The following is a 16,146-nucleotide window of genomic DNA, read 5'->3' as shown; positions in this document are numbered from 1 at the left end:
CGCCTTCCACCGCACGACGTTCTATAAAGAACAAAGAGTGAACAATTGCTTTGTCGCCCATGCAGAACGCCATCTCGCCAGCCTTGTCCGATCTGCGCCGCAGCCTCGCCGAGGCGGCCTTGCGGTCGGGGCCGGCTGCGGCGGGCAAGGTGAGCCTCGGCGCCGCGGAGATCGATGCGGCCCTGTCCGGCGGGCTCGAACGGGCGGCTCTGCATGAAGTCTACGCCGCCGGCACCGCCGATCTCGCTGCCGCCACGGGCTTTGCGCTCGGGTTGGCTCTGCGGGCGGCGCAAGGGGAGGCGGGAGACGACGCTGCGCGGCCGATCCTCTGGGTGCGGCAGGATTTCGTCGATGCCGAGACCGGCCGTTTGCATGCGCCGGGGCTGAACGAACTCGGCCTCGATCCCGGCAGGCTTCTGCTGGTGCGGGCACGCGACGCCCTGGGCGTGTTGCGGGCCGGCGCCGAGGGAGCGCGCTGTCCGGCGCTCGGCGCCGTGCTGATCGAGCCCTGGGGCGAGCCGCGCGCCTTCGACCTGACCGCGAGCCGGCGGCTTGCGCTCGCGGCCGAGGATTCCGGCGTGGCGACCCTGCTCCTGCGCGTCGCGGCGGCGGAAGCGCCGAGCGCGGCGCGGACGCGCTGGCAGGTCGTGCCGCTGGCCTCGCGGGCGCTGGAGGCGAATGCGCCGGGCGCCCCGGCCTTCGCCTTGAGGTTGCTGCGCCATCGCGGCGGCGTGCGCGGCGATGCGGCAGAGCGTGAGTGGCGTGTGGAGTGGAACCGTGACCGATGCGCTTTCGAGAACCGAACCGTCTTTGACCGATCCGACAGGCTCATCCCCCGCAGGAACGATGTCCCGCCGCTATCTCGCCCTCTGGTTTCCCTATCTGGCGACGGACAGGCTGCGGCGGCTGGGCCGGATTCCGGCCTTCGGCGCGCCGGCTGAGAAGCCCCATGTCCTCGTCGAGATGCAGGGCAACGCTTTGCGCCTCGCCGATTGCGACCGGCGCGCCGTCCGCCTCGGCCTGACGCGGGCCATGACGCTGGCCGATGCCCGCGCCCGCATTCCCGATCTCGTCGCGCTGGAAGCCGAACCGCAGGCGGATCGGGCCTTCCTCGATGAGGTCGCCGCTTTCTGCGACCGCTTCACCCCGCTGGTCGCGCGCGACGAGCCGCACGGCCTCACGCTCGACGTCACCGGCTGCGCCCATCTCTTCGGCGGCGAGGCGGGGATGCTCGATCTCGTGCGGCAGGTGATGGATCGATCGGGCTTGAGCCTGCGAGCCGCCATCGCCGGCACGCCCGAGGCCGCACGCGCCTGTTCCCGCTTCGGACCGCGCGGCATCATCCCGCCGGGACGGGACGAAGCGGTGCTGCGCCTGCTGCCGGTCGCCGCGCTGGAGGCGGAGCCCGAGACCGTGATCGCTCTTTCCCGCGCCGGGCTGAAGACCCTGGCCGATGTCGCCGCGCGCCCCTCGGAAACCCTCTCCGCCCGCTTCGGCGAGGCGCTGGCGGTGAAGCTCCGGCGCATCCTCGGCCATGAGGATCGCCGCATCACCCCCTTGCGTCCGCCGCCGGATTGCGTGGTCGAGCGTCATTTCCCCGAACCCTTCGCCGATACGGCGAGCCTCGAGGCAGTGGTCGTCCGGTTGATCGGGGAGGCGGCGCGGGTGCTGGAGGCGCGCGGTGAAGGCGGGCGCGCCTTCGAGCTCGGCTTCTTCCGCAGCGACGGCACGGTTCGCCGCCTCGTCATCGAGACCGGCCGGCCCTCGCGCGACGCCAAGGCTTTGTTGCGGCTCTATCGCGAGCGCATCGAGACCCTGGCCGACCCGCTCGATCCCGGCTTCGGTTTCGATGCCATCAAACTCGCCGTGCCGGTCTGCGAGCCGCTCAACACGCAGCAGCACAGCCTCGACGGCCGCGCGGTGGAGGAGGAGGCGGTGGCCGATCTCGTCGACCGGCTCGTCACCCGCTTCGGTCGCGACCGGGTGCTGCGCTTCGCGGCGCAGGACACTCATCACCCCGTCCGCGCGGCAAAGGCGCTCTCGGCCGCTGCGCCCATGCCGGAAGCGGCCTGGCCCGCACCCGAGCCGCAGGAGCCCCCGGCCCGCCCGCTCCAGCTCTTCGAGCCGCCCCAACCCGTCGAGGCGATCGCGGAAGTGCCGGATGGACCGCCGATCCGTTTCCGCTGGCGGCGCCTCATCCACGACGTCGCTCGCGCCGAAGGCCCGGAGCGGATCGCGCCCGAATGGTGGCGCGACGGCTCGGACGAGCCGATGCGCGATTATTACCGCGTCGAGGATGCGCAAGGCCGCCGCTTCTGGCTCTACCGCACCGGCTTCTACGAGGCCGAGAGCGCGCCGCCGCGCTGGTTCCTGCACGGGCTCTTCGCATGAATCAGTCTGTCAGCCCTTTCGCCGAACCTGTTGCGGCGACGAATTTTTCCTTCCTGCGCGGTGCCTCGCCGGGGCCGAACATGGTGCTGACGGCGCTGCTGCTCGGATATGCCGGCATCGGCATCGCCGACCGCAACACGGTGGCGGGCGTCGTGCGCGCCTGGGCGGCGTTGAGGCAGTTGCGCGAGGATGGCTTGCCGGCGCCCGAGAAAATCCGCGAAGGCGGCAGCCCCGGCGAATATGTCTGGATCGAGAACCCGGATTTCTCCGACCTGCCCATCAAGCCCGAGGAGATGAAGGCGCTGGCGGAGCGCTTCAAGCTCGCGACCGGCACCCGTCTCGTCTTCGCCGACGGCACGCCCGACATCGTCATCTACCCGGCCAATCGCGACGGCTGGGGCCGGCTCTGCCGTTTGCTCAGCCACGGCAATCGCAAGGACGGCGTGAAGAAGGGCGAATGCCACCTCGTCCTCGACGACCTTCTGAACGATGCCCGCGACCTGCTGCTGATCCTGATGCCGGGCCGCAGGCTCGATGGGCTCCCTGAAGTGCTCGCCCGGCTCGACGAGGCCGCGCCCGGCGCGGTCTGGCTCGCTGCCAGCATGCACCGGCGCGGCGACGATCGCCGCCGCCTCGCGCGGCTCAAGGCCATCGCCGCCGCGACCCGCACCCCGCTGATCGCGAGCAATGACGCGCTCTACGATTCCATCGCGCAGCGCGATCTGCAGGACGTGCTCACCTGCATCCGCGAGGGCGTCACCATCGAGCGGGCCGGGCGGTTGCTCGAATCCAATGCCGAGCGCCATCTCAAGCTGCCGCAGGAAATGGCCCGTCTTTTCAGGGATGCGCCCGAGGCTATCGCCGAGACGCAAACCCTGTTCTCCCGCATCGAATTCGATCTCGGCCAGCTCAAATACGAATACCCCGACGAGCCGATCCCGCCCGGCTGGAAGGATCAGGACTGGCTGGTGGAACTGGTCCGCCGCTGCTGCCTGATCCGCTATCCCGACGGCGTTCCGGAGAAGGTGCAAGGGTTATTGGTCAAGGAACTCACCCTCATCGAGAAGCTCGAATATGCCCGCTATTTCCTGACCATTCGCGACATCGTCGAATTTGCCGAGAAGGAGGGCATCCTCTGCCAGGGCCGCGGATCGGCCGCCAATTCCGCCGTCTGTTACGTGCTCGGCATCACCGCGGTCGATCCGGCCGACAACGACGTGCTGTTCGAGCGCTTCATCTCCACCGAGCGTCGCGAACCGCCCGACATCGACGTCGATTTCGAGCATGAGCGGCGCGAGGAGGTGATCCAGTGGATCTATGAGAAATACGGTCGCCACCGTGCCGGCATCGCCGCGACGGTGATCCATTACCGGCCGCGCAGTGCCATTCGCGAGGCCGGCAAGGTGCTGGGCCTGACCGAGGATGTCACCGCCCGCATCGCCGATACGAACTGGGGGAGCTGGGGCAGCGAGATCGGCGACGCCCGCGTCCGCCAGGCCGGGCTCGACCCGACCAATCCGACGATCCGCCGAGCGGTCGATTTCGCCACCCGGCTCTTGGGCTATCCGCGCCATCTCTCGCAGCATGTCGGCGGCTTCGTGCTGTCGCGCGGACGCCTCGACGAGACCGTGCCGATCGGCAATGCCGCGATGGCGGACCGCACCTTCATCGAATGGGACCGCGACGACATCGACGCGTTGCAGTTGATGAAGGTCGATGTGCTGGCGCTGGGCATGCTGACCTGCATCCGCAAGGCGTTCGATCTGATCGCAGCCAATGGCGGAAAATCCTATCAGCTCGCCGATTTCACCGACGGCGACAAAGCAACCTACGACATGCTCTGCGAGGGCAAGTCGCTGGGCGTCTTCCAGGTCGAAAGCCGCGCGCAGATGAACATGCTGCCGCGGCTCAAGCCGCGGAAATTCTACGATCTCGTCATCCAGGTCGCGATCGTCCGGCCCGGCCCGATCCAGGGCAATATGGTGCACCCTTATCTGAAGCGGCGGGCGGGGATCGAGGAGGTGACCTATCCCTCGCCGGCGCCGGAGCATGGAGACGAAAATGAGCTCTATGAGGTTCTGAAGAAGACCTTCGGCGTTCCGCTCTTCCAAGAGCAGGCGATGCGCCTCGCCATGGTCGCTGCCAAGTTCTCCGACATCGAAGCCAACGGCCTGCGCAAGGCGATGGCCACCTTCCGCAATGCCGGCACCATCGGCAATTACGAGACGATGATGGTCGAGCGCATGGTCGCGCGCGGCTATGAGCGCGATTTCGCCCAGCGCTGTTTCGAGCAGATCAAGGGCTTCGGCAGCTACGGTTTTCCGGAGAGCCATGCCGCCTCCTTCGCCAAGCTGGTCTACATCTCCTCCTTCCTGAAGCGGTGGTATCCGGCCGCTTTCGCTGCCGCGCTGCTGAATTCCCAGCCGATGGGCTTCTATGCGCCGGCCCAGATCGTGCGGGAGGCGGAGGAGAACGGCGGCGTCGAACCACGGCCGGCCGATGTCAATTCCAGCTTTTTGGACAACAGCTTGGAAGCCGTTTCGGAATCGAGCTCTTACCATGACCGGCTGGGTCAGGAGAGCAAAAGGGGCCCCTTCGCCCTGCGTCTGGGCTTCCGTCAGATCGACGGCTTCAAGGATGAATGGGGCAAGGCCATTGCGGAGGCGCGGGAAGCGGGCGGCCCCTACCGCGACGTCGAGGAGTTGATGCGCCGGGCCAGCCTTCCTGCCCGCGCCATGCGCCTGCTCGCCGATGCCGATGCCTTTCGCTCGCTCGGCCTCGACCGGCGCGAGGCGCTCTGGGCCGTGCGTCGCCTGCCGGATGATGCGGCGCTGCCGCTCTTCCAGGCCGCGCAAGCCCGCGAACTGGGACAGGAGCGGGCGATGGCGCTGCCGAGCATGCCGCTTGCCGAGCATATCGTCGCCGACTACCAGACCGTCCGGCTCTCGCTGAAGGGCCATCCGATGCAGTTGTTGCGCCCGCGCTTCCAACGCGAGGGCATCCTGAGCTGCGCGCAGACCGAGGGGAAGCCGGACGCCGCCTTCGCCCGCACGGCCGGAATCGTGCTGGTCCGCCAGCGCCCCGGCAACGGCAACGCCATCTTCGTCACGCTGGAGGACGAGACCGGCATCACCAATGTCGTGATCTGGGCGCGATTGTTCGAGCGCTTCCGCCGCGAGGTGATGGGCGCGCGTTTGATGCTGGTCGAGGGCCGGGTGCAGAAGAGCGTCGAGGGCGTCACCCATCTCATGGCCCAGCGCATCGCCGATCGTTCGATCGATCTCCTGTCGCTCTCGGACACGCATCGCGCCGAGGTTCCGATGCCGATCGACGAATTGAAGAACCCGCCGCTCCCGCGCCATCGCCACCCGCGCAATGTCCGCATCCTGCCGAAATCGCGGGATTTCCACTGAGAGGCAGGCGGTTCAGCCTCCGCGCGGGTCATCCCGGGCGAGCGCAGCGAGACCCGGGATCCACGCCGGAACCTCTATCGGAACCGCTCCGGCATGGATCCCGGATCGGCGCGACGTCGTCGCCCGTCCGGGATGACGGCGAGGAGGCGGCGGCGGCAGAGCCTCCCTCCGATAATGCCCAGCAATGTCCGCTAAAACAAACTTCTCCAATGGAAGTGAAATAAGAAAAAACACGCTACCTGCCGTAAATTGAACCTTTGGGCTCATGGGTATAAATCCAGCGTTCGATTTACCGAACAGATGGCCAGAACGATGGCGGCAAGCCCCGGCCCGGACGAAACCTCGACAAACCCGCAGTCACCTAGGGTGCTGGCGGCCCGCGCGGCCGCGCTCGATGCGGCGTTCGGCATGGCGGACGTTCCCGAGCGCCTCTCCGGCATCGTCGCGCAAGCCGCCGGCCCCGTCGTCTTCACCACCTCCTTCGGCCTCGAAGATCAGGTGCTGACCCATTTCATCGCGACCGCGAAGCTCCCCGTCACCTTCGCCACGCTCGATACCGGCCGGCTCTTTCCGGAGGTCTACGCCCTCTGGCAGGAGACGGAGGAGCGCTATGGCATCCTGATCCGCCCCTATTATCCGCGCCATGACGCGGTCGAGCTCTATGTTCGCCAGAACGGCATCAACGGCTTCTACGGCTCGCGCGATGCCCGCAAATCCTGCTGCGACATCCGCAAGGTGGAGCCGCTCGGCCGGGCTCTGGCCGGGGCCGATATCTGGCTGACCGGCCTGCGCGCCGATCAGTCAGCCGCGCGCGGCGGCGTCAAGCTGGCCGAGGCCGATGCGGCGCGCGGCCTCGTCAAGGCGAGCCCGCTGATCGACTGGTCGCGTGAACGCACGCTCGCCTTCGCCGAGGCGAACGACGTGCCGATCAACCCGCTGCACGCACAGGGCTTCGTCTCGATCGGCTGCCAGCCCTGCACCCGCGCCATCCGCCCCGACGAGCCCGAGCGGGCCGGGCGCTGGTGGTGGGAGGACGATGCCGCCAAGGAATGCGGCCTGCATGTCGGGTCGGACGGAAAGCTGGCGCGTGCCAAAACCGCGCCGGCAGAGGCTCACGCATGATCCAGCTCAGCCATCTCCAGAAGCTCGAGGCGGAAGCCATCTTCATCATCCGCGAGGTGGTGGCGACATCGGACAAGCCGGTGCTGCTCTATTCGATCGGCAAGGATTCCGCCGTCCTGCTGCATCTGGCGATGAAGGCGTTCTACCCGGCCAAGCCGCCGTTCCCGCTGCTCCATGTCGATACGACCTGGAAGTTCCGCGACATGATCGCCTTCCGCGACGAGACGGCGGCGCGGCTGGGGCTCGATCTCATCGTCCACATCAACCAGGAGGGCGTGAGGGCCGGAATCAGCCCCTTCGCCTCGGGCTCGCGCGTCCATACTGACGTGATGAAGACGCAAGGGTTGAAGCAGGCGCTCGACCTCTACAAGTTCGATGCTGCCTTCGGCGGCGCGCGCCGCGACGAGGAGAAGAGCCGGGCCAAGGAACGCGTCTTCTCGCTGCGCTCGCCTGAGCATCGTTGGGACCCGAAGAACCAGCGCCCCGAGCCCTGGCAGCTCTTCAACACGCGCAAGCATCGCGGCGAGAGCTTTCGCGTGTTCCCGCTCTCGAACTGGACCGAGCGCGACGTCTGGGACTACATCGCGCTCGAGAACATCCCGGTCGTGCCGCTCTATTTTGCCGCGCCGCGCCCGGTCGTCCGGCGCGACGGCGCCTGGATCATGCGCGACGACGAGCGCATGGAGCTTCTCCCCGGCGAGGTCGTCGAGACCCGCATGGTCCGCTTCCGCACGCTCGGCTGCTACCCGCTGACCGGCGCCGTCGAGAGCGAGGCGGCCAGCCTCACCGACATCATCGCCGAGATGCGCTCGTCGCGATCCTCCGAGCGGCAGGGCCGCGTCATCGACCATGACGGCTCGGGCTCGATGGAGCAGAAGAAGCAGGAAGGCTATTTCTGATGAGCTTCGCCATCGCCAGGAATCTGGCCAAGAAGAACAAGGCACTGAGGCCGGCTCAGAACCTTCTCCCCGCCAACGATACGCCCAGCGCCTCCGAAACCGGCCAGCATTCGCTGCTGCGCTTCATCACTTGCGGCTCGGTCGATGACGGCAAGTCGACGCTGATCGGCCGTGTGCTCTACGAGGCCGGCGCGGTCTTCGACGACCAGCTCAGCGCGCTCGACAGCGATTCCCGCAAATTCGGCACGCAAGGCGCGGCGCCCGATTTCGCGCTTCTCGTCGATGGGCTTTCGGCCGAGCGCGAGCAGGGCATCACCATCGATGTCGCCTATCGCTATTTCGCGACCGACAGGCGCAGCTTCATCGTCGCCGACACGCCCGGCCACGAGCAATACACCCGCAACATGGCGACCGGCGCCTCCACTGCCGACCTCGCCATCATCCTGATCGACGCGCGCAAGGGCCTGCTGCCGCAGACCCGCCGCCATTCCTTCATCGTCTCGTTGGTCGGCGTGCGCCATGTCGTGGTCGCGATCAACAAGATGGACCTCGTCGGCTATGACGAGGCGGTCTTCGAGCAGATCGCCGCCGATTACCGCGCGGCGGTGCAAAACCTCGGCTTCGCCTCGATCCGCTTCATCCCGGTCTCGGCGCGCGACGGCGAGAACGTCATGCGGCCCTCCGCCCTGATGCCCTGGTATGACGGTCCGGCGCTGCTGCCCTATCTCGAAAGCGTCGCGATCGCGCCCTCAGCGCCGCGCGACGAGGGCTTCGTGCTGCCGGTGCAATGGGTCAACCGCCCGGATCTCGACTTCCGCGGCTATGCCGGCACGCCCGTCGCCGGCCGAGCCCGCGTCGGCGATCCCATCGTGGCGCTGCCGTCCGGCCGCACGAGCCGCATCGCGCGATTGATCGGCGCGGCCGGCGAGGCCAGCCAGATCGCCGCCGGCCAGGCCGCGACGGTGACGCTGGAAGACGACATCGACATTTCGCGCGGCGACGTGATCGCTGCCGCGGGTTCGACGCTGCCGGTGAGCCGCGGGCTGAAGGCGCGTTTGCTCTGGACCGGCGAGCGCGCCATGCTCGAAGGCGGGCAGTTCCTCGTGAAGCTCGCGACGCAGAGCGCCAATGCCACGGTCGAGGCGCTGCATCACAGCATCGACATCGAGGGCTTCCAGCCCCTGCCGGCGCAGAGCCTGCGCATGAACGGCATCGGCCTCGTCACGCTCCGGCTCGACCGGCCGCTGGTCTCGCTGCCCTATGCGCGCAGCCATGAGCTCGGCGGCTTCATCCTGATCGACCGCATCAGCAACGAGACGGTCGCCTTCGGCTTCGTCGAGCCGGGCGAGGGCGAGGCCCGGCAGGCGGTGGGCGAGGGCGGGGCGCTGGCACGGGCGCAGCGCGGCGTCCTTCGCATCGTCGGCCGGAAGGGCACGCCCGACCGCAGGGCCTGGCTCGCGGCGGTGAGCTGGCGCGTTCTCAGCACGGCGGGGTTGTTCGTCGCGGCCTTTGCGCTGACGGCGAATGTGCCTGCTTCCCTGGCGCTCGCCTTCGGCGACATCCTGCTGCGACCGGGCCTGCGGGCGCTGCATATGCGGCTCTGGCGGAAGGTGCCGACCGGGACCTTGCAGGACGGGGCAGGGATCTGAGGAGCGGCGCCAGCGGCTTCTGCCGTCGGCGTCGAGAGTGTTGCGGTTGCCACGGTGCGAGGCGGCATCCGGTTGGCGGAAGTCAGGCCGCCTTGGCGTAGGTCGTTTCGGTGGTGCCCTGCGCTGAGAGCTGCGACGCGCTGCCATAGGCTTGCGAGGCGTTCTGGAAGGCTTCCGGCGGCCGCCGGTGATGATGCCGCTCGCCGGATTGTTGCAGCGAGGACTGGAAGGCCTTCACCTCGTCCTGCGAGACGGAGCCGTCGCCATTCTTGTCCAGCGAGCTGAAGAGCCGGTTCAACTGGTCGCTGTTCAGCCGGCTGTCCTTGAAAGCCGCGCTGAACTCGTCCTTGCTGATCCCGCCATTGACGTCGCTGTCGATCGCGTCGAAGGCCGACTTGCTGTCTTTATCGCTGTCGCTGTCGGAGGCAGCTTGGGCGTTCTGCGTTCCGCCCGCCTGGAGTGAGAACAGGAAGGACTGCAGCAGGCTGTCGGCCTTCTTGGCCTTGTCCTTGAACGCATCCGACTCGGCCTTGGTGATCGAGCCGTCGCCGTCCGTGTCGATCTTCTTGAAGAGCTCTTCGCTCTTGGCGCTGTCGGCACCCTTGGGGGCGGCACTCTCGAACTCGTCGAGGCTGATGCCGCCGTCGCTGTTACTGTCGATCTGGTCGAAGCTGGGAGGTTTGTGGTGGGGGCGGAAGCCGCCGCCCACCCCGCTGATACTGGACATGGAGATACTCCGGGACACGTCGCGATCTTGCGACGCGTCCCGGATTCTGCGCTCGGAATCTTGGTGAATGCCTAATGAATGACGTTGCGTGAGTTGTCTTCTCGGCCGTGGAATCGCGGCGGTTTGACGCAGGCTGTCTTCAGCCGTCCACCACCGCCGTCGCCTCGATCTCCAGCAGCGCCTCCGGCTCGACCAGCGCGGTGACCGCGACCACCGCCATGGCCGGGAAGTGCCGGCCGAAGACCTCGCGATAGACCGGCCCCATTTCCTTGAGGCTGGCGCGATAGGTCGCGATATCCGTGACGTACCAGGTCAGCCGCACGATATCCTCGACGCGCCCGCCGCCGGCCTCGACCACCGCCCTGATATTGAGGAAGGTCTGGCGCAACTGGCCGACGAAGCCCTTGGCGAAGACGCCCTGCGCGTCCCAGCCGACAAGGCCGCCGGTGACCAGCACGCGGCCTTCCGCCACCATACCGTTGGCATAGCCGCGCGGCTGCGGCCAGCCCTCGGGCAGGATGGCGCGGGATTGCGAATGGTCGGACATGGCGTATCGCCTCGATTTCGGCCGTTCAGGCTCTGTTGGAAGAAAGGTCAGCTCTCGCCTTGCGCGATCTGGCGGAGCGCGAAGCGTTGCAGCTTGCCGGTCGCCGTCTTCGGCAGGGCTTCGACGAAGGCGATGGCGCGCGGATATTTGTACGGCGCGATACCGGCCTTCACATGCTCCTGCAAGGCCTTGACCAGGGCGGCATCGCCGATGACGCCCTCGCGCAGCACGACATAGGCCTTCACGATCTGCCCGCGCTCGGGGCAGGGCGCGCCGACCACGCCGCATTCGGCCACGGCCTCGTGCGTCAGCAGGGCGGCCTCGACCTCGGGCCCGGCGATGTTGTAGCCGGCCGAGATGATCATGTCGTCGGAGCGGGCCTGGTACCAGAAATAGCCGTCCGCATCGCGCAGATAGGTGTCGCCGGTGATGTTCCAGCCGCTCAGCACGTATTTCGCCTGCCGCGGGTCGGCGAGATAGCGGCAGCCGGTCGGGCCGCGCACCGCGAGCCGTCCCGGCGTGCCGTCCGGCACGTCGCGCCCTTCCTCGTCGACGATCTTGGCCTCGTAGCCCGGCACCGGAATTCCGGTCGAGCCCGGCCTGATCCTGTCGCGTGGCGCGCCGATGAAGATGTGCAGCATCTCGGTCGCGCCGATGCCGTCCATCAGCGGGATGCCGGTGCGCGCCTGCCAGGCGTCGAAGGTCGCCTTGGGCAGGGCCTCGCCGGCCGAGACGCAAATCCTGAGCGAAGAGATGTCGCGCCCGTCGAGCTTGTCGAGAATGGCGCGGTAGGCGGTCGGCGCGGTGAAGACGACGCTGACCTTGTAGCGCTCGATCGCGTCGATCAGATCGGCGGGGCCCGCCTTCTCGGGCAGCACCATCGCCGCGCCGATCCGCATCGGGAACAGCACGAGCCCGCCGAGCCCGAAGGTGAAGGCGAGCGGCGGCGAGCCGGTGAAGCGGTCATCGGCCGAAGCCTTCAGCACGCGGGTGCCGTAGCAGTCGCAGATCGCCAGCATGTCCTGGTGGAAATGCATCGTGCCCTTGGGCTCGCCGGTCGTGCCGGAGGTGAAGGCGATCAGGCAGACATCGTCGCGCGCGGTATCGACGGCTTCGAAATGCTCGTAGCCCGGCTGCGCCATCAGCGCCTCCAGCTCGCTCTCCGCGCCGCCGAAGGCGACGATGCGGGCAAGCTCTGGTACTTGCGCTCCGGCGGCTTCGAGATCGGCGGTAAGCCGATGGTCGCAGAGCGCCAGCGCGATCTTCGCCTTGCGCAGGGGATAGACGAGCTCGCCCACCCGCAGCATCGGCATGGTCGCGACCGCGACGCCGCCGGCCTTGATGACGGCGAGATAGGCCGCGACCATCATCGGCGTGTTGCCGGCGCGCAGCAGCACGCGGTTGCCGCTGATCATTCCGAGATCACGGCTCAGCACATTGGCGATGCGGTTCACCTTGTCGGCGAGATCGGCATAGCTCCACTCGAGACCGGCCGCGACAACGGCGGTGCGTCGGCCGCGTCCCTCGGTGATGTGCCGGTCGAGCAGTTCGGCGACGCAGTTCAGCCTTTCGGGATAGGCCAACCCTGCCTCTGCAAATGTGAGATCGGGCCAGCTTTCGCGCGGCGGCAGGTTGTCCCGCGCAAAGCTGTCCTTATGTCCTGATCTCGCGAATCCGGTTGCTGTCATTGCGTTCCCCTGCCTTTTCGGCATGTAATTTCAGCAGGTCGCGCGCGATCACGACCTTCTGGACCTCGCTGGCGCCCTCGTAGATGCGCAGCGCTCTGATCTCCCGGTACAATTCCTCCACCTTGACGCCCTTGGTGACGCCGAGGCCGCCATGGATCTGGACGGCCCGGTCGATCACCCTCTGGGCGTTCTCCGTCGCGACGAGTTTGGCCAGTGCCGCCTCGCGGGTGACGCGGGCGGCGCCGCGATCCTTGGTCCAGGCGGCGCGGTAGACGAGGAGGGCTGCGGCATCGACCTCAGCCGCGCTGTCGGCGATGGCCGCCTGCGAGAGCTGGAGGTCGCCGAGCGTGGCGCCGAAGAGCTTGCGGCCATTGGCGTGCGAAATCGTCTCGTGCAGCGCCCGTCGGGCGAAGCCGAGCGCGGCGGCGCCGACCGTTGAGCGGAAGATGTCGAGCGTTGCCATCGCGACCTTGAAGCCCTCGCCCGGCCCGCCGATGCGGTTTTCGAGCGGCACGCGGCAGCCCTCGAAGCGCAGGGTCGCCAGCGGATGCGGCGCGATCACCTCGATGCGCTCGACGATGCTCAAGCCGGGCGTATCGGCCTCGACCAGGAAGGCGGAGAGCCCGCGCGCGCCCGGCGCCTCGCCAGTGCGGGCGAAGACGATGTAATGGTCGGCGATGCCGCCATTGGAGATCCAGCTCTTCTCGCCGTCGATGCGGACATGGCTGTTGCCGTCCGGCGTCGCGGTCGTCGCCATGGCGGCGACGTCCGAGCCCGCTTCCTTCTCTGAAAGCGCAAAGGCGGCGATGCGCTTTCCCGCCGCGACATCAGGCAGGATGCGCTGCTTCATCGCCTCCGAGCCTGCGATGCTGATCGAGCCGGTGCCGAGCCCCTGCATGGCGAAGGAAAAATCGGCGAGTCCGTCATGCGCCGCCAGGATCTCGCGGGCGAGGCAGAGCGTGCGGACATCGAGCTTGTCGGAAAGCCCGCCATAGGCCGCCGGCACGGCAGCCTTCAGGAAGCCAGCCGCACCCAAGGCCGCGACGCGCGCCCGGCAGGCCTCGTCGACATCGTCATGCGGCAAATCGGCGAGATAGGAATCGGCCCAGCCGGAGAGCTCCGTGGCGAAGGCGCGGTGGCGATCCTCGAAGAACGGCCAGTCCAGCGTGTCGCCGAGGATATCGAGGCCGAGGCGAGGGGAGCCGCTCATCTCAGTTGCCCTCGAAGACCGGCTTCTGCTTCGCGGCGAAGGCATGATAGGCGCGGGCGAAATCCTCGGTCTGCATGCACAAGGCCTGCGCCACGGCCTCGGCCTCGATCGCGCTCTCGACCGACATCGCCCATTCCATCTCGAGCATGCGCTTGGTCATGGCGTTGGCGAAGGTGGGGCCATCCGCCAGTTCGGCCGCGAGGGCTTGCGCTTCCGGCAGCACGGCCTCGGATGCGCAGAGCCGGTTGAGGAAGCCCCAGCGCTCGGCTTCCTCGCCCCTGAGCACGCGGCCGGTATAGAGCAGCTCGGCGGCGCGGCCCTGGCCGATGATGCGCGGCAGCATCGCACAGGCGCCCATGTCGCAGCCGGCCAGGCCGACGCGGTTGAACAGGAAGGCGATCTTGCTGCCGGCCGTGCCGAGGCGCAGGTCGGAGGCCATGGCGACGATGGCTCCGGCTCCGGCGCAGACGCCGTCGATCGCGGCGATGATCGGCTGTGGGCAGGCGCGCATCGCCTTGACCAGCTCGCCGGTCATCCGGGTGAATTTCAGCAGCTCCTTGGTTTCCATCGCAACCAGCGGGCCGATGATCTCGAAGACGTCCCCGCCGGACGAGAAATTGCCGCCGGCGCCAGTGACGACGATCGCCTTGACCTCTTCCTCCTTCTGCGCGGCGAGGAAGAAATCCGTGAGTTCGCGGTAGCTTGCGAAGGTCAGCGGATTCTTTTTCTCAGGCCGGTTCAGTGTCACCGTCGCGACCTTGCCGGAGACCGAGAGAGCGAAATGCTGCGGCGTGAAGCCCGCCAGCGGCAGGATCGTGGCGTTGGCGGCGATCATCAGGCGTTTCCCTTCGCGGCCTCGTCGGCGGCATCCTTCGCGCGGTCGGCGATGGCACGATGCAGCGAGGTCTTGGTTTCTCCGAGCAACCGGAAGAGCTGCGCGAGCTCGGGCTGGTCGAGCCCGGCGAAGAGCTCGGCGATCCAGCCTTCATGGCGTTCGGCCATGGCGCGGAAGGCCTTGCGACCCTGCGCCGTCAGCGTGAGGATCTGCACGCGCCGGTCCTGCGGGGCGGAGCGCTTGTCGACGAGCCCGTCCGTCACCAGCCCGGCCACGACGGCGGTGACATTGCCGTTCGACACCATCAATCGCTGCGAGACCTCGCCCACCGTCATGCCGACGGCGGTCTTGTCGAGCTGGGCCATCAGATCGAAGCGCGGCAGCGTGGTCTTGAATTCCTCACGCAAACGGTTGCGGATCTCGGTCTCGATCAGGGTCGAGCAGGTGAGCAGGCGCAGCCAGAGCCTGAGCTCGTCCTTGTGGTCGCCGGGGCGCTCGCTGGCCTTGGTCTCGCGGTCGAGCATCGGGGCGGAGGAGGGTGTCTCCATCTCAGAACTCCCCACCATTGATCATGAGCGACTGGCCGGTGACGGCATCGCTGCCGGGCCCGCAGAGATAGAGCACGGCGGCCGCGACCTCTTCGGGCGCGATGAGCCGGCCTTGCGGATTGTCCCTGACCATCTCGGCCAATGCCTGCTCACGGCTCTTGCCGGTCTTCGCCGCGATGGTGTCGAGCCCGCTCGCGACCATGTCGGTGTCGGCGTAACCGGGGCAGACGGCGTTGACGGTGACGCCGGAGCGGGCCGTCTCCAGCGCCAGCGACTTCACCAGCCCGACCACGGCATGCTTCGCCGCCACATAGGCGCTGACATAAGGATAGCCGCGATGCCCGGCGGTCGAGGCGATGGCGATCAGCCGGCCGCGGCGCTGTTCCAGCATCGCCGGCAGCACGGCGTGGAACAGATTGACGGTGCCGATCAGGTTGATCTCGACCATCCGGCGGAAACGTTCGCTGTCGCTGCGCATGAACGGGCCGGTCTCGACCGCGCCGGCATTGGCGATGGCGATGTCGAAGCCATGTCCGCCGGAGAGATGATCGAGCGCGGACGAGACGGCACTCTCGTCGCGCACGTCGCAAGGAGCGAAATCGGCGGCGACTCCCGCAGCCACGGCGTCGCGCAGAGAGGTTTCATCGCGCCCGAGGATGCTGACCCGCGCTCCGGCCTGCGTCAGTGCCGCGGCGATGGCCCGGCCGATGCCGCGTCCGCCTCCCGTCACCAGCGCGTGCCGTTCCCGCAGAGTCATGATTGCTCGACCTCCTCCGCAGAACATATTTTAAGTCTCAATCAATTTGCAAGCGGCTCGTCGGGCGCCGGCGGACACGCCGGCGCCGTTCTGGGGGCGTCGGGGCTGGTCTGCAGGGCGTGAAGCCCTCATCCTGAGGAGCTGCCCCGTCGGTAATGGCGTCTCGAAGGGTGCTTCCTGAGGCACTTGCAGGTCTCTTGACCGTCCTTCGAGACGCCGCTGCGCGGCTCCTCAGGATAGGGGCTGCGGGGGTTCGATGGAGTTTCAGCTCCGTTGTTGAGTGTCCGATTTGAAGGTTGCAAAAGTCTCTTGAGCTCAAAAATACTTTAGGTTTAAAATAATATTCTCAGCCGGATCGGC

At 67.6% G+C, this 16,146-nt stretch carries 13 protein-coding genes; 6 read left to right on the top strand and 7 right to left on the bottom strand.

Annotated elements, in window-relative coordinates:
- Positions 1-59: 59 nt before the first annotated feature.
- From GY40_RS24915 to GY40_RS24890, 6 genes are all read left to right on the top strand, one after another.
- Positions 60-941 carry an ImuA family protein gene (locus GY40_RS24915; RefSeq protein WP_038368174.1) on the top strand — a complete coding sequence of 294 codons (882 nt, stop codon included), beginning with the start codon at positions 60-62 and terminating at the stop codon, positions 939-941.
- A complete protein-coding gene (locus GY40_RS24910) occupies positions 847-2,391 on the top strand; it encodes a Y-family DNA polymerase (RefSeq protein WP_081925645.1) in 1,545 nt (514 codons plus the stop codon). The genes GY40_RS24915 and GY40_RS24910 overlap by 95 nt, the downstream gene beginning before the upstream one ends.
- Complete coding sequence (locus GY40_RS24905) at positions 2,388-5,804, top strand: error-prone DNA polymerase (protein ID WP_038368170.1); 3,417 nt, start codon at positions 2,388-2,390, stop codon at positions 5,802-5,804. Before GY40_RS24910 ends, GY40_RS24905 begins: the two co-directional genes overlap by 4 nt.
- Positions 5,805-6,116: 312 nt before the next feature.
- A complete protein-coding gene (locus tag GY40_RS24900; protein WP_081925644.1) occupies positions 6,117-6,926 on the top strand; it encodes a phosphoadenylyl-sulfate reductase in 810 nt (269 codons plus the stop codon).
- The gene (cysD, locus tag GY40_RS24895; protein WP_038368167.1) at positions 6,923-7,825 is read left to right on the top strand and encodes a sulfate adenylyltransferase subunit CysD; all 903 of its coding nucleotides are present in this window, start codon (positions 6,923-6,925) and stop codon (positions 7,823-7,825) included. The genes GY40_RS24900 and cysD overlap by 4 nt, the downstream gene beginning before the upstream one ends.
- Positions 7,825-9,474: a GTP-binding protein gene (locus GY40_RS24890; protein ID WP_081925643.1), complete on the top strand. Its 1,650-nt coding sequence runs from the start codon at positions 7,825-7,827 to the stop codon at positions 9,472-9,474. The genes cysD and GY40_RS24890 overlap by 1 nt, the downstream gene beginning before the upstream one ends.
- Before the next feature lie 82 nt (positions 9,475-9,556).
- Here the strand turns inward: GY40_RS24890 and GY40_RS24885 are convergent, their stop codons facing one another.
- The 7 genes from GY40_RS24885 to GY40_RS24855 all read right to left on the bottom strand — a co-directional run bounded on the left by GY40_RS24885 (position 9,557) and on the right by GY40_RS24855 (position 15,786).
- Positions 9,557-10,201, bottom strand: a complete 645-nt coding sequence (locus GY40_RS24885; RefSeq protein ID WP_038368166.1) for an EF-hand domain-containing protein — start codon at positions 10,199-10,201, stop codon at positions 9,557-9,559.
- Between the two features lie 139 nt (positions 10,202-10,340).
- Positions 10,341-10,748, bottom strand: a complete 408-nt coding sequence (locus tag GY40_RS24880) for a RidA family protein (RefSeq protein ID WP_038368165.1) — start codon at positions 10,746-10,748, stop codon at positions 10,341-10,343.
- Between the two features lie 47 nt (positions 10,749-10,795).
- Positions 10,796-12,460: a benzoate-CoA ligase family protein gene (locus GY40_RS24875; RefSeq protein ID WP_051988494.1), complete on the bottom strand. Its 1,665-nt coding sequence runs from the start codon at positions 12,458-12,460 to the stop codon at positions 10,796-10,798.
- A complete protein-coding gene (locus GY40_RS24870) occupies positions 12,402-13,646 on the bottom strand; it encodes an acyl-CoA dehydrogenase family protein (RefSeq protein WP_051988493.1) in 1,245 nt (414 codons plus the stop codon). Before GY40_RS24870 ends, GY40_RS24875 begins: the two co-directional genes overlap by 59 nt.
- 1 nt (position 13,647) lies before the next feature.
- Positions 13,648-14,481, bottom strand: coding sequence for an enoyl-CoA hydratase family protein (locus GY40_RS24865; protein WP_038368160.1), 834 nt, complete (start codon positions 14,479-14,481; stop codon positions 13,648-13,650).
- The gene (locus GY40_RS24860) at positions 14,481-15,029 is read right to left on the bottom strand and encodes a MarR family winged helix-turn-helix transcriptional regulator (RefSeq protein ID WP_038368158.1); all 549 of its coding nucleotides are present in this window, start codon (positions 15,027-15,029) and stop codon (positions 14,481-14,483) included. The genes GY40_RS24865 and GY40_RS24860 overlap by 1 nt, the downstream gene beginning before the upstream one ends.
- A gap of 1 nt (position 15,030) precedes the next feature.
- Positions 15,031-15,786 carry an SDR family NAD(P)-dependent oxidoreductase gene (locus GY40_RS24855; protein WP_038368156.1) on the bottom strand — a complete coding sequence of 252 codons (756 nt, stop codon included), beginning with the start codon at positions 15,784-15,786 and terminating at the stop codon, positions 15,031-15,033.
- Positions 15,787-16,146 lie beyond the last annotated feature (360 nt).

The sequence above is a fragment of the Allobosea sp. UNC402CLCol genome (genome assembly GCF_000745475.1).
In the GTDB taxonomy this organism is placed as follows: domain Bacteria; phylum Pseudomonadota; class Alphaproteobacteria; order Rhizobiales; family Beijerinckiaceae; genus Allobosea; species Allobosea spartocytisi.
Note: the sequence above shows the minus strand (reverse complement) of the source record. Positions and strands in the feature narration are given on the sequence as shown.